The organism is Kurthia huakuii LAM0618 (assembly GCF_000505545.1).
GTDB lineage: Bacteria > Bacillota > Bacilli > Bacillales_A > Planococcaceae > Kurthia > Kurthia huakuii.
Genome location: NZ_AYTB01000013.1, coordinates 36,958 through 52,116 on the forward strand (window position 1 = coordinate 36,958; position 15,159 = coordinate 52,116).

Annotated in this window: 14 protein-coding genes; 4 read left to right on the plus strand and 10 right to left on the minus strand. The window is 37.2% G+C overall.

Going from position 1 to position 15,159, the window contains the following annotated elements:
- Window positions 1–17 precede the first annotated feature (17 nt).
- Entirely contained in the window at window positions 18–788 is a 771-nt protein-coding gene (locus V514_RS0110020; protein ID WP_161630189.1) for a hypothetical protein, read from the plus strand.
- A gap of 106 nt (window positions 789–894) precedes the next feature.
- Here V514_RS0110020 and V514_RS0110025 read toward each other — a convergent pair whose 3' ends face one another.
- The 4 genes from V514_RS0110025 to V514_RS0110040 form a co-directional block, all read right to left on the minus strand.
- Window positions 895–1,440, minus strand: a complete 546-nt coding sequence (locus V514_RS0110025; protein ID WP_029499815.1) for a GNAT family N-acetyltransferase — start codon at window positions 1,438–1,440, stop codon at window positions 895–897.
- A 251-nt stretch (window positions 1,441–1,691) separates the two neighbouring features.
- Window positions 1,692–2,219 (minus strand): hypothetical protein, encoded by a 528-nt coding sequence (locus tag V514_RS0110030; protein ID WP_029499816.1) that lies wholly within the window; start codon window positions 2,217–2,219, stop codon window positions 1,692–1,694.
- 12 nt (window positions 2,220–2,231) lie between these two features.
- Entirely contained in the window at window positions 2,232–3,422 is a 1,191-nt protein-coding gene (locus tag V514_RS0110035) for a ParA family protein (RefSeq protein WP_029499817.1), read from the minus strand.
- Between the two features lie 200 nt (window positions 3,423–3,622).
- Window positions 3,623–5,137 carry a primase C-terminal domain-containing protein gene (locus V514_RS0110040; protein ID WP_029499818.1) on the minus strand — a complete coding sequence of 505 codons (1,515 nt, stop codon included), beginning with the start codon at window positions 5,135–5,137 and terminating at the stop codon, window positions 3,623–3,625.
- A 752-nt stretch (window positions 5,138–5,889) separates the two neighbouring features.
- On the opposite strand from V514_RS0110040, the gene V514_RS0110050 reads away from it, so the two are divergent.
- Entirely contained in the window at window positions 5,890–7,743 is a 1,854-nt protein-coding gene (locus tag V514_RS0110050; RefSeq protein WP_029499819.1) for a hypothetical protein, read from the plus strand.
- Between the two features lie 194 nt (window positions 7,744–7,937).
- Here V514_RS0110050 and V514_RS0110055 read toward each other — a convergent pair whose 3' ends face one another.
- The 6 genes from V514_RS0110055 to V514_RS0110080 all read right to left on the minus strand — a co-directional run bounded on the left by V514_RS0110055 (window position 7,938) and on the right by V514_RS0110080 (window position 13,318).
- Window positions 7,938–9,215, minus strand: a complete 1,278-nt coding sequence (locus V514_RS0110055; protein ID WP_051392454.1) for an ABC transporter permease — start codon at window positions 9,213–9,215, stop codon at window positions 7,938–7,940.
- Window positions 9,202–9,897, minus strand: coding sequence for an ABC transporter ATP-binding protein (locus V514_RS0110060; RefSeq protein WP_029499821.1), 696 nt, complete (start codon window positions 9,895–9,897; stop codon window positions 9,202–9,204). Before V514_RS0110060 ends, V514_RS0110055 begins: the two co-directional genes overlap by 14 nt.
- Before the next feature lie 152 nt (window positions 9,898–10,049).
- Window positions 10,050–10,976, minus strand: coding sequence for an ABC transporter permease (locus tag V514_RS0110065; RefSeq protein ID WP_029499822.1), 927 nt, complete (start codon window positions 10,974–10,976; stop codon window positions 10,050–10,052).
- On the minus strand, window positions 10,954–11,865 hold the full coding sequence (locus V514_RS0110070; protein WP_029499823.1) for an ABC transporter ATP-binding protein: 912 nt from the start codon (window positions 11,863–11,865) through the stop codon (window positions 10,954–10,956). Before V514_RS0110070 ends, V514_RS0110065 begins: the two co-directional genes overlap by 23 nt.
- On the minus strand, window positions 11,866–12,564 hold the full coding sequence (locus V514_RS0110075) for an ATP-binding cassette domain-containing protein (protein ID WP_029499824.1): 699 nt from the start codon (window positions 12,562–12,564) through the stop codon (window positions 11,866–11,868).
- 49 nt (window positions 12,565–12,613) lie between these two features.
- Entirely contained in the window at window positions 12,614–13,318 is a 705-nt protein-coding gene (locus V514_RS0110080; protein ID WP_152528963.1) for a hypothetical protein, read from the minus strand.
- Window positions 13,319–13,699: 381 nt separating this feature from the next.
- Between V514_RS0110080 and V514_RS0110085 the strand changes: the two genes are divergently transcribed.
- Both V514_RS0110085 and V514_RS0110090 read left to right on the plus strand, forming a co-directional pair.
- Complete coding sequence (locus V514_RS0110085) at window positions 13,700–14,359, plus strand: acetate uptake transporter (protein WP_029499826.1); 660 nt, start codon at window positions 13,700–13,702, stop codon at window positions 14,357–14,359.
- 170 nt (window positions 14,360–14,529) lie between these two features.
- A complete protein-coding gene (locus V514_RS0110090) occupies window positions 14,530–15,159 on the plus strand; it encodes a stage II sporulation protein M (RefSeq protein WP_029499827.1) in 630 nt (209 codons plus the stop codon).

Below are 15,159 nucleotides of genomic sequence, written 5' to 3' on the forward strand. Positions count from 1 at the left end.
TGATTCTAACGGAAACTATGCTTAAAGACGTCTCGTCGAAATTCCGCGCCGCGCACTATCATGAAGCCCTCCTGTTAATTGACGACTATTTGTTGATGGCGCAAGAGACGAATGATATTGAAGCGCAGTGCTATCTTTATTATATTGCACTAAATATCGATGCCCATTTGGCGAATGATGCGAATTTACAACGGCGCTTTACACATTATGAATCTATCATTCAAAAATGTGATAGCGTGCTAGAGCATTTAAAATTTGAGCATGCGACAGCGATGATCCAAATGAAAATCCATCACGATTACGAACACGCGAAAAAAACATTGTTGCGTTTGCTATCACAGATGGAAAACCATAACTTTGAACAACTTTATCCAAATATTTATATTTCGATTTATGCGCATCTAATGGAATGTTTTATGCATTTAGAAGAAATCAATCACGTTTTAAAATATTATAATATTATTGACCGTATTTACGTGCAAAAATTATTGCATTTAGATGCGGCCACGTATTTTGCATTACACAGTGTGCTTGCACAAAGCTATATTGAGCAAAAACAGTTAATTACAGCTGAGATGATTATTGAAGATTGCTTGACGCTGCCACAAATTGAACAAAATTTAAAATCAAAAGGCACATTCCTTATTTTAAACTCTGCACTTTATGCGCTGCGCAATGATTTCAAAACATCGAATCAATTGTATGAAGAGGCGATGTTACTCGTGTCACCAAATGTAAGTCGCCATATTCTAAATGAATTATCGTCTATTTTCATCCATTATCTATAATCTAATAAAAAACCTCATTTAAAACGTTTTTACGGCGTTTTAAATGAGGTTTAATGTTTTTATTATAAATCATATAAAATACTGTTAGAAAGCCTTTAAGTATGGTTTAAACGATTTTATCATTGAATCTCGCATACAATGTAACATCGTGAAATATCCCATCTAAATAAAAATGTTGTTTTGCAATGCCTTCAATGTTCATATGTAGTTTTTGTAACACGCGATGCGTTGGGTAATGCTCAATAAAGCATTTCGCCAATAACTTATGTAAATTTAAGTGTTCAAAGGCAAAATCAACAACACAATCAGCAGCTTCCGTTGTAAAGCCTTGCCCCCAATAATCTTCTGCAAGTAAAAAACTTATTTGTGCGTTGCGATGAATGACATTGATATCGCTTAAATGGATGCTACCAATCAACGTATCGGTTTGTCGTAAATAAATTCCCCAGATGTACAATTTATCTTGTTGGTGAAGCATCGTTGTAATATAGTCTTGCGTATCATGAATCAAATAATGACCGCCTAATGGCTGATATGAATTTGTGTTTGAAGAAGCTTGATAATGAATGCGCTGTTGTTCATCTAGCGTAATCGGTTTAATGTGTAAACGTGTCGTTTGAAAAATAGGATAGTCTGTTGTAATCGTTTTCATCAATTGTGAGCTCCCTCCTTACTCATTACATGTATTATAAATGAATTAGGCTAAATATACTACTCGTTATTTCATTTTTTCTATACTTTATACTTAGTTTGTAACTAAAAAATGAAGCTTTTACAAAACAGTTCCTGTTCCTTTTTTAGCGTTCGCCACAAAAAACCGGAACCGCGCCACAACGCGATTCCGGTTTTTTTTATGCTCATCTGAGAGGCTGTTGTTACACGTCTATCCCAGCCTCATTTTCTTTAATCCATTGTCATAAAACGATCGACATAGTCTAGAAATTGACTCGTACCATCGTAATCACGATAAACATCAACCATCATTTGTGCTAATTCGCGTATCGTTAATTTATAGATGCGTGCATTGTGACGAATCATACGATAAATGTTTGGATAAATATGAATGGCACGCGATGTCGTTGTTGCTTTCGCGATTTCTTCGGCATGGGGGCGATATTTTTCAATCGTTTCCTCGGCTTTATGATCTTCAAAAAAAAGCGTTAATACAGCAACCATCATATTGAACTTTACATCATGATCCTCCGCAATTTCGGCGATTTCATCTTTTGTATCAGGTGATACGCCAATTGGACGTCGCACATCGGATGTATAACGAGGACGTTCGGCATGATAATTTAAATTCGGAATTTCACGCTTCGTCATTTTTTTCGTCAATGTATTTTGTGTCGATGAAACCTCATCCTCTTTTTTCGGTTGAGGCTTTACCTTATTCATATTCAATGATGTGTTTGGTTTTAACCAATCAGCCATGAATGGCACCTCCTAAACAATCTCTAAAGCTTTACGATGCTTACGAATTAATCGTTGCATCGCACTAATACTATATGGTGTCGGTTCTTTTGCTAGCCATTTTTCAAATTGTGTAAATTGTTGTTTAAATAGTGTCTCATCGTCTTTAGACGCTGTAAATAAACGAATGATATGCGTTTGTAACGTTTTACGTGGATCGCTTGATTTGTAACCACGTAAGCGCAATGTTTCGATATTTTGTAAACCATGCGCTTCAATGGCTTCTTTCAAGCGGAACAATTGCTCATCGGTAAAGTATTGTTGCAGCGGCATCAAAATTTCCTGTGTCGCCACGCGTACAGTGTCCTCAGGTAATGCTTGCATACGAATTAACAACTCTTGCGTCACTTCTTCAAACATTTGCAGGAAGTCATGATTTTTTGCGGTATCTTCGAAAAATAAGGCCGGCATCCGTTCATGTTCACGTACAACATCTGCTCGACGTATTTTTGAATCAAAGATTAATTCACCAAAGAAATCTTGAGCTGCATCCGCAACATATTTTTCTTCTTGCAGATTTTGCGTTACAAAATACATCACGACACCAAGATTTTGTGCGACATCATAGTCTGGTAAAAACTGTTGTGCACGTAAGCTATGCTCATTACACATATCAAAAAATGGTTGTAATTTACGGAATGCTTTTTTTTCAGTCGACATAATACCAACATAAAAATCCGATGCAATAATGACATTTGTTACGAGATGACCAGCGCTTGGTGGAATATCAAATAAAATAAAATCGTAATCCTGTTCAATTGATTCTAACACATTGCGAATATATGTCGTTCCTTGAATTGATTCCGTTGTTTTCATACGCGATAAGAATGTTGAAAATTCCTCTAATAATGAATTCGCAGGAATAAACGATAAGGAATCAGTTACAGGTACAATCGCTTTGCGAATGGCATCTGCATTATTGTTTTTTGCATAATCTTGAATCGCATCATAAATCGTAAACATGGAACCATGCTGACCTTGTTCCATACCTAAATCAATATTGAAATAGTCACAAAAGAAATCTGTAGAATCTCCCTGATGGTCACAATCGATTACAAGAACGCGTTGATCATATTGTGTTGCTAATATATAAGCGGTCATGTCTGTAATCGTTGTTTTACCAACGCCACCTTTAACATTACCGAAAAAGAGTTTAATCGCCATAATTGCACCTTCCTATGTACATTTGTATAATTTCTTAACTATTCGTAAGTTGTATAAACCTTACTAAAATAAAGCTATACAGCTCATTATAAGACTATACATAGTATAACATGTTTTCAAAAATCAATGTGCTACCAGGTTAAATATTTGTCTAACATGTTCCACGTGAAACATCGGAAGGTAATGGTCTTAAAATATGTTTAGGCACTGTGGACCAATACAGCATGAGGGGACCTTCGCCTTCGTTCGATGAGTGGTGTTGCGTCATCAATAAAGGTCGTTAAGAGTGCCACAACAGCTGGTGCTACAAAATGAGTTAGTTGTGGTAAGACAAATTGTACAAAAGTTGATGGACGTTTATTTGCGATAAATGTTTTGACTAAATGAATTTTGAATAATGCTGTAGTGGCAAATTGTGTAATTGCGCTGCGTCCTGTGCCACTCACTTTGCGAATAATTGCTGTTGATTGGTTGAGCAATTTATTCAACGTACTTTTAGCAATGCCGAGTGCTTGGCATAATTCACGTTGGGACATTTGAATAAATGGTGTTTCAACAGATGTACGTGTTTCAATAAACGCAATGATATCAGCCTCCCATTCATCAAGATGTGAACGGACGCGATCTTTGCGTTCTTTTTTATGTTTATACCAGCCGCCTGTTGCTAACTGAGGCAATTCAATAGAGGCATCGACATATTCGATTAACAGCTGTTCAATATATGCTTTTTGCGGGCCATTATATTTGCCTGAGTAGGCAGAGCGACAAATTGTGCGCACTTCGCTATCTTTCAGCGGTGTTTGCAGCATTGAATTCCATTCATCAAGCAAATTATACGTTTTATCAAATGGCCATTGGTCTTGATAGCAAGCAAGTGCCAACGTGAAAATTGCATTGTTACGGCCAAATTGACCTTTATGACCACGAATGTTGCTCGTTTGAATAATGGCTTTAAACCACGGTTGTTCAGTGACGCGTAAATTATTCACTTTTGGACCACAAGTGTAGAGTGGACGGTTTGCATTATCGTCTTGGCGCATTGACCAGTCAATTAATGACGCGATGTTATAAATGTGCTCTAATTGGCAAAAACGAATATTATGTTTTGTTGGCGTACGGAAGAAACCGAAATCATTGCAATATTCATCGGCATCAATGTTCGCCAAGCTACGTTTAATATTTTGTGAGATACGTTTCGCGATATGTATGCCATGCGCTTTATTCTCTGATGATAAATAAAATGGCGTTTCAAGCATAAAGTATAGTTGATAGCCGCGTGTCGATTCAACAATTAACGTTGGCATACCGATACTATCATCCATTGTTGTAAGTAAAATTTCTTCGACTGAATGTTTTTTCGTATCAATATCAACGACAAAAGTATTGATTTGCAATAAATGCTCATTGCTAAAGCCAGTCACATGTGTACGCGCTTCATTCGTATAGTGATAAGAGACATATGGATTCGGTGTAAAGTGCGATAGTGATTCACTATGAACAAGCAGTGATTCAAGCGATGTTAAAATCATACCCTTTACGCCACCAATTGAAGCAAAATCTTCTTTTTGGCGTACCGCAAAAATCCCACCCTGAATTGTTGTTTGTTCAGCGCGGTTTGCTAGTTCTTGTAATGTCTGTGATGCTGTTGAATTCTTTTGTTTATATCGATGAATCGATGAGCGGAATAACTGCTCATAAATTGCTGCCATGTTCATAGTTGTTCACCTCCGACTTCAGTATAATAAATAAAATCGTAGTGAATAATGAATAATGGTTTTTTGAATAATGCCTTGAGCCTTAGAGACACAAGGGTTTGAAGGCACTTTTTTCTGGTGAAAAAGAGGCCTTATCCGACACTTGTGGGCCACTTTTTGAGTGAATTGAATAATTTCTGTGGATAGTTCACTGTTAAAGAACCCTTGATATACAACGTTTTCGGTGTTATCCACAGAAAATCGAGCGACACTTGTGGCGAGCGACACTTGTGGCGAGCGACACTTGTGGGCCAAAAATGAATAATCTAAAATGCTGTGAATAACTGATATAACGGTATTGTTAATTTTTACCAATCAATTCGAGCGACACTTGTGGGCCAAAAAAAATTTTGAGCGACACTTGTGGGCCAAAAATGAATGACTCTCGCGCCATTCGAGCGACACTTGTGGGCCAAAAATGAATAATTGAATCAATTCGAGCAACTTTTGTGGTCTTAAAATGAATAATTAGTGATTTGAGCGACATATGTGGGCCGAAAATGAATAAAATGGAGTTTTTGATAGGCATTCATGGTGAAGTCATGAATGTTGAATGGTTATCGAGCGACACTTGTGGTTAACAATTGAATAACTGAATTGCCTATTAAAATGTCAATCGAGCGACATTCGTGGCTCATTTATGAATAATTACATGAATATGAATAATTTTGCTATACTACAACTAATGAAATGATTCAGAAAGGCGGTACATCATGAATTATGAACAGTTGCCACCAACGTTATTAATCAAAAAAGATTGGAAACCGCTAGCAATTTGCGAAATCGTACAGCCATACTTTGTAGCTGCATATCCAGAGCAAGTCATTGAATGGTCGGAAGATGCTTATATGCTCAGTGTCGACGATGAATATGAAACATCGGCAAGTTTTATGAAGCTGTTAAAAGTCGTGAATGAGGACTTTTTTGAATTACAGCCATACAATAAGGCAACATTGATTGAACGCGTTGAAAAAAATATTGAATATGTGCGTATGAAAATTGAACCGCTCTTAAAACAGAGTGATTCAGCACCACAAAAGCCGCTCAAAAAAGAAGTCGTTCCAAATAAAGTGAACGAACCACCGAAAAAAATCAAAAAAGAGCCACAAAAGTCGCTCGTTGAATCAACAATTAAAAATTTTGCAGATCCGCTTGTTCAAAAGGCGGTCGAAATGATTCAAAAAGAAGAAATACCAGCAGATCTTGTGCATATTGAATTGGAACAACCAATTGAGCGCATTATTGAAAAGGAACACCTTTATTCAAATTCAAGCTCGACATTCCAAATCTTGCGTGATTTAGTCACAAAGCCAGATTTTACGAAAAATGAAAATGGCACGTATTCGAAAGACATTCTTGGCATGGATGGGAGTTTGCAAGGTCAGGCTGAAATTCGAACGAATGAGGAAATTCAACGCCTTCCTGCTGATACGGTCGAAAAAAAGAAAGTGTGGTTCTCGTTGATGGAGTCGGCGATTACGTCACTTGATGAATTATCGGCTGATTTATTCGATTTGATTTCGTATTTATGGATGGTCAGCTCAAAAAATTCAGAGGGCTTTATTCATTTTGAAAGTGATGAAGCACTGAAGTTAAAATATGCCGACCCCTATCGTCAAAATTTTAAAACGCGTGAACGTGAACGCTTTGCGATTATGCAACGTGTGGCGGCGCTATCGAGTGTATGGATTGCTGTTGAAAACGATGATTTCATTATCGTCAATGAAGCAAATCTTGAAGACCGTACTGAATATGATTTAACGAACTTCCAACCGATGTTCCAAATCGGTTCACTTGAAATGGCTTATGATAAGAAAACTGGGAAGGCGAAAGGGATTTATTCATTAACGATTAAACCATCGTCACTGCTTGCATATTATTTAACCGACAACACACAAGCCTTCGGATATTTAGACTACAAAGTATTTCAGTACAATTATTATCAAAAACGTCCGCATAAACGCCTTGTACGCTTTTTGAATTATGAATGGAAAGTGCGCAATGAAGATTTACTTGAGCCGTTTACAGTTGAAGCATTGAATCATGCGATGGATTTGAATCCGCGTTACACTGGCTCAAAAAGTCGTGAGAAGCTTGAAACGGTGCTCGATGAATTGATGCAAGACTCGGTTATTAAATCATGGTATTATGAAACGCAATTTACTGATGCTGAAGTTGCAGACCAACGTTATTGGTATAAAAATGAATGGCCGCAAGTGCAGGTCGTGATTTTACCACCAGATGTTGTTGTCGAAGAAAATCGTAAGTTACTTATTCCACAGACGATTTCGCATGAAGTGTATAGCGAGGCGAAGCAGGAAAAAGAACGCCGTACGTTGTCACCAGATATGTTGAAGGAGATTAAAGATGTCCGCAATATTCCATTGTCGGTTATTGCCGAAGAAGCAAATGTATCGTATAGTGCGGTCCAACGTTATTTAAAGACGGGCAAATTGCCGAAGAAACAAGAAACGGTGCAACAATTAGAGCGGTGGGTCAATGAATGGTATGTATTAACGCAAGAGGCAGAAATTATTAAAGAAATCGAAATGATAGAAAACAAATAATTGCTTGAACGTGTGAGTAGCGCTAGTGTGAAAACCGTTTAAGCTTTTTTACATTTATCAAATTATACAATTATTAAAATAAACGGTAGTAAATAAATCACTATATAATAGGAAGAAACTCAATAATTACAATTGTATAATTCTATAGTTTGAATAAAAAATCCGTATTCCAGAGCTTGGAATACGGATTGTTATTATTGTCGTAAGGCATCAATCACATCGATATTTGTTGCTTTTCGAGCTGGGCGCCAACCACTAATAATCGCCACACTAATACTGATTGCCGATGCAATCAACACAAGTTCAAATGGAATCGCTGAAAAAATCAAGTCGACTTCGCGATAAGCTTTGTCGCCGGTCGCCATTTCAAGTGCGATTGGAATGAGCCAGTTCACCGCAATGCTAATGACGTAGGACACAACAATAGCGATGATGGTTCCTAAAATGCCGATATAAGCACTTTCCATAACGAATAATTTTTGAATTAATTTCGGGTTTGTCCCAATTGCTTTCATAACGCCGATTTCGCGCGTACGTTCGGTGACAGCCATCGTCATCGTATTAAAAATCCCAATGGACGCAATTAAAATGGCAATTGTGCCAATGAAAATTAAACCGGCCTTTAATGCCGTAAACAGGATATTGATTTCTTCTAGTTGTTCGGTCACTGAATAAACGGATAAGTCCATTGCTTTTAATGTTGCTAAAATCTCTTTTACTGCTTCTAAATCACTCGCATAGACGCGGAATGTCGCATATGAAAAGTCTTGCTGCTTGTTATCGGTGACGTGTTCATAATTTGTTTTTAATGTGGCTAACATAGACAGTGGCATCATGACACGCTCATCGATATCCCATTCACGCGACGGTTTTTTCGTAATACCAACGATTGTCATTTCTTTCGTCAAGACGTTTTTTTTATCGACCGTATACGTGAACGTTAATTTTTTACCGAGTAATTTGCCACTGTAGCCTTCTTTTTTCGTTTGTTCATCATCGTTATCAAGCGCTTGTTGCTGCGCTTTTGTTAAGAGCGTTTGCGCAAATTGATAGCCGACTACGATTTCATTATCATGTTTTGGCAAGGTGCCTTGTGCTAATTTTTCATTCGTTTTGGCTAATTGTTCAAAATCGACAAATTGTGTATAAGGCGTCGATGAACGCTCATCTAATGTGAATTTTGCCGTACCTTCTGCCATAATCTCAGCACGTTCAACGAGTGCATTTACATTTGGAATTGCTTTGATTTTTTGTTTATCAAGTTTATCCTCACTATAAATTTCGATTTCAGTAATGGCATTATCAGATAATAATTCCTTTTTCATTGAAGTTTGTAACCCAAATGCAATCGATGCCAGCACAATTAAAAACGCGCAGCCCATCGCTGTAGCTAAGATAGTCATAAAGACGCGTAAACGATTACGCTTCACATGCTGACGTACAAAATCAATCTGGTCTTTAAAGCGCATCATTCGTCGCCTCCTTTAAATCACCATCATGCATCGTGTAAATGCGGTTTGCGATACGAGCGACTTCATCATCGTGTGTAATAATGACAAACGTAATACCAAGCTCGGCATTGAGTTGTTGGATTAGCGTTAAAATTTCGCGTTCCGTTTCAGAATCTAAGCTACCTGTCGGTTCATCAGCTAAAATAATTGGCGGATTGCCTACTAAGGCACGACCAATCGATACGCGTTGCTGCTGACCGCCCGATAATTCATTTGGATAATGATCTTTCACATGAGCGATATCTAGGCGTTTTAATAATTGCTGAATCAATTGCTGGCGCTTTCGAGGCTCGACACCGGCAATTTTTAATGGCAATTCAATATTTTCATATGTAGTAAGACTTGGCATTAATTGAAAATTTTGAAAAATGAAGCCGAGATGTTGTAAACGAAAAGCAGCGAGTGAGCGCTCATTTAATGTCGTCAAATCTGTATTTTGAATATGAATCGAGCCAGATACGGGTTTTAAAAATCCGGCAATCGTATTAAGTAATGTCGATTTACCTGAACCACTTTTCCCGACAATCGACACAATTTCCGCGGCGTCAATCTGTAGTGACACATCTTTTAGTACGTCGATCAGTTGCTCATTATCTTTTTTCCCAATTCGAAATGTATGTGATACATGTTGTAGCGTAATCATACAAATCCCTCCTGTTCTCTACACAGTATAAAAACAATTTCTTAAGAAACTAGCAGGAAAAGTATGAAGAAATTATGAAGATGACTAAGAATTATACAATTATTATTTTATGAAAATATAAAAAGAAGGCACTTGAGTACCTTCCTTTTACGTTATGCAGTAATATCCGATTTTATAAATGTGATGAATGCAATCGCTAAGAAAATGAACGCATAAATAACTTGAATTGTTAATGCAAATGGTAGCGTTACATCTAAAATCCCTTGCCCGTGATAAATGCCTTCTAAATCTTGCACCGCAAACCAAATAAATTTAATAAAATCATATTTGACTAAAAACATCGTAATCGTTGTTGACAGCAATGCAATAAAAATACTTAAACCGATTGCTAAACTACTTGAACGGAACACGACACCAAGCATAAAGGCAAAAATCATGCTCATTAATACGGCAATAAATTGGAAGCTAAACGACATGAAAATTTCTTTCCAAATATTCACTGTTGAAATAACGCCATTCTCAATGATTAAATTGGCGCCACTCGCATTGCCGAAAAATAACATGGCTACAACATAATTTAACGCTAGTGTAATAATCGACAATAACACCGCAAATTCAATGACTGTGAACAGCTTTGATGCTAAAATTTTTGCCCGTGATACGGGGCGTGTTAAGAGCATTTTAATCGTCCCTTTTGTGAATTCAGTTGAGACAATGCCACCTGCAATGATGACGACAAATAATAAAACAAACATCATAAAGTAAGGCGCTGTTTGCATATGACCTTGTATACTTGAAGGATTAAGCGGCGCAACATTGTTAGCTAAGCGATATTCGGAAATAGCGATTTGATTGGCCAATTCTTTTTTCGTGACGGCATCAACACCTTCGTCATTGATCATTTCTTTATTGATAGCAATATTACTTTGCTCATCGCTTTTCCAACTGCTTGGGTCACTAGCAATCGAATTAGATAACATGCCATAACCGATAATTGCTAACACGAGGAGTGCTACCATTACCCAGGTCCCTTTTTTAGCCCACAGTTTCATGCGTTCATTTTGAATGAGTTGGAACATGCATGCCACCTCCCGTCACTTGTAAAAATTGATCTTCGAGTGATTCATGATATGGTTCAACGCGATAGATAGCAATGCCTTGTTCTACAAGTTGTGCAATAAGCGTTGGAACGTGTTGGCGTTCGATATCTACAATCGTAAAGTTTTCTAATTGTTTAAATGTATAATTGTATGAAGTTAATATTTCTAAGGCTTCTGAAGCTATTTCAAAACGATAACGACTTTGTTGTGTTGCACGAATATCACGTGTTTCGATAATTTCACCGCGTTGAATAATAATGATATGATCACACATTAATTCAATTTCAGCTAATAAGTGACTCGATACAAGGACCGCAACATGTTCTTCATCGGCTAGTTTGCGAAGTAATAAACGCAATTCGCGAATACCGGCTGGGTCGAGGCCGTTTGTTGGTTCATCTAAAATTAAAAATTTTGGTTTATGCAAGAGTGCCTGTGCAAGACCGAGGCGCTGACGCATACCAAGTGAATAGGTTGCTACTTTTTCGTGGATGCGGTCTGTTAAACCGACTTGTTCGATAATGCGAGCAAGCTCATCTTTCGATACTTTATCGTGCATGCGCGCAAAATGAAGTAAGTTTTTATAGCCAGATAAGTAACCATAGAGTTCTGGATTTTCAACAATTACGCCAACAGGTCGAATTGCCTCACTAAAATTTTGTTGCATCGAAATGCCACCGATTTCAACTTCTCCACTTGTTGGTTTCATGAGTCCGGTCATGATACGAATTGTCGTCGTTTTACCAGCACCATTAGGTCCGATAAATCCGGTAATTTGTCCAGGCATTAAATCAAAATTAATTGCCTGAATAATTTGTTTGCCTCGAATCGTCTTTGAAACATTTTTGACGCGTACGAATGGCTCCATTTAGTCCACCCTCTCATATTGTGATTTCATCCAGCTAACTGCGTTCTGTTGCCATTCTTTGCGAATGGCATCCATCGCTTCATACGATAATAATTGCCCGTTATGAAGCAGCAACAAGCCGTCGATAATACGCTCGACTTCACTTAATTCGTGCGTCGATAATACAATCGTTTGTTGCGTACGGTCTGTAAATTCAATTAAGCCGTCAATTAATTGATCGCGCACGATTGGATCAAGTCCGCTGAATGGTTCGTCGAGTAAATAATACGTTGTATTGCGTGCGAGTACAACTACCATTTTTAAGCGTCCTCGTTGTCCTTTCGATAAATCTTTTACAAGTTTTGAGCCGTCTACTTTTAAAAATTCAGCGATTTTATATGCTTTATTTAAGCAAAAATCATCAAATACCGTATCATAAAATTCAAAAACTTGGTCGCCAGTGCGTTTTAAGAAGAAGTTATTTGTATCGGGCATATAGCTAACATCTTTTGAAATCGTATTATCTACTGTTTGCTGATTGTATAAAACGTTGCCGGTAGTCGGCTGCATTGTACCTGCAAGCAAGCGCAACAGTGTCGATTTGCCACTGCCATTTTCACCTGCTAGCGCAATGATTTTGCCGATAGGTAGCGTAAATGATAGATTTGACAACACTATTTTTGAACCATAGGCATAACTTAAATTTTGTATCGTATACACGTAAAATTCCTCCTTATCGAGACGCTAAACATCGTCATACGTTGCATGGTTATTTCAACATACTCCGTTTTGTCCATGTAAGTCCAACAAAAAAGAACAGCACCGAGAATATAAAAATAAAGGCATCTTCGACAATATAGACATTCGTATAAAAATCTTCAATGTTTAAAAAGCGTTCACTATCAACTTTTTCAAATTTAAAAATGCCGTTATAAGTTGGTCCAATTTCAATAAAGTTTTTATAGAGTGTAGACTGTTCAAGTTGATAGAGTAGCATCATCATGCCGATAAACAATACAAAAAAGATAGCGTATCCCCATTTCCCGATATATTTTGTGCAAAGATGCCACAGTGGGAACAGGATGAGTGATAAAGCTAATGTCGTTAAAATTGCATAAAGAATAACGAAAAACATTAGTGATAGTACAGCTGTGATGAGTTGTAATGAATATGCATCATCATGTAGTAGCGCAAATAGCATCGATGCAATTACGCCAATAAGTACGAGTGTGCTAGTAAACAGTTCAACTAACAGGCGACTGCAAATGATTTGCCATAGTGGAATCGGTAAATAAAAAGCGATATCACGTTCGGTATAGAGGCGCTGTAATTCACTTAATGTGTGGAATAGTGTTTGGAGTAAAATCAAAAATAATGCTACTAAGCTAATAATGAATGCAATTTCAGCAATCGCGAGTTGCTGAATAACAAAATGATGCATTAAAAAAGGCAAGAGCCAAATTAGAATTAACATAGAGAATAGAAAAGACATGGTATAGGAAAGATTTTTCGACCATTGTTCTCGTACAATTTCTAAAAAAATCAAAAATGTCACCTCGCAATTTGTTGTCTCTAATTCAATCATATAACAACTGTATTAGTATAAGAAACAAAAAATTATTAAAATAGTATTTTATTGTCAATTCATGTCCTTCTGTTATAGTACACAAAATAGCTCGCTCGGAATATTATTTTCTGTTTAGAAACGTTATTTTCTTTTTCGGGTAAGTAAAATCTTAATAAATGTCGCAAAATCGCTTATTTGTGTCAAAAATATGTATTATTTAATGAAAACGGTTAATATTTGGTTTAGAAAGAAAAAAACAGCACGAAACAGCAGTAGGGGGGACTACATATGAAAAATGTAACAACAGTACGCATGCCGCTTGCAGATCCATCAGGAATTGGTTTATTTGGTTTAGCGATTGTCACATTCGTAGCATCATCACAAAAATTAGGTTGGACAGAAGGATTAGGATTTGTCTTACCATGGGCGATTTTTCTTGGGGGCTTTGCGCAATTATACGCATCAATTATCGATGCTAAATTAAATAATACATTTGGTGCGACAGCATTTGGCGCATACGGTTTTTTCTGGTTAGCAGTTGGTGGAAGCTGGATGGCACAAGCTGGTTTACTTGGCGAATCATTTGCAGCAGTTGATCCAAAACAATTAGGCTTTGTTTATTTAGGTTACTTAATCTTTACGATCTTTATGACAATCGGTGCAATGGAAACAAACAAAGTATTATTCTTTATCTTCTTTATGATTAACTTCCTATTCTTAGGTTTATCGCTTAGCTCATTTGGTATTATGGAGCACGGCATGCATGAAGTAGCAGCTTGGTCTGAATTCATCATCGCTATTGTTAGCTTATACGGTGCAGGAGCTAACGTGTTAAACAAACACTTTGGTTTTGCATTCTTACCATTAGGCAAACCATTTGGCTTGATTACGCGTGAACGCTACGTTGCCAAACATGGCGAGCAAGCAGAAGAAGCATCATCTCACTAATTTCTATCAGGTCGGTATCGCATGTGCGATGCCGATTTTTTTGTTAGACAGCAAGCAATGAGTGTTTTCTATATAATAGAAGAAAGGAGGGGTTTTTTAGTTAAACAACTACCGAAGTGCTGGTACTTTAAATAGTTTAATTGTATAAAATAATAAATTTATAAAAAGGCGTGATAACAATTATTAAAAGCACTTATAAAGAGTTGAAAACGCATTATGGTAAAGCGATTAGCCAATTTGGGATTATTGGTGTCATTATTGCTGTAGCGACTTATGTCGGCCTAACAATTAGTAACGTCGACGTTATGAAAATTATGGAACAAATTATGGATATGCTTGGTGGTCGTGAAGCGGTTGAAGAATTATCTAAGCAATCAAGCCATGAAACATTTTGGCATATTTTTTCAAACAACTGGATGGTTTGTGCACAAGTGCTGCTGCTTGCGCTGATTCCACTGCCGTTTTACATCATCACATTTGCGGTTAATAGTGCGATGATCGGGATGGTAGCGTATATTATGTATGGTACAGGACAAGGCATTTTCAAAAGTTTTGTGCTTGGCATTTTACCGCATGGCATTATCGAGTTACCGATGATTATTATTGCGATTGCCATTGCGATGAAAGTGAATAATGCGATTTATAAATGGATTTTCTCGAAATTCCAAAATCGCCAAATCGGGACAGAACTCAACAAGGCTGTGCGCCAGCTAATTTTCGTCTTAACACCAGGGATGCTTATAGCAGGACTTATTGAGAGTTACATTACGCCACTATTGTTGGCATGGGGTTACCGATAA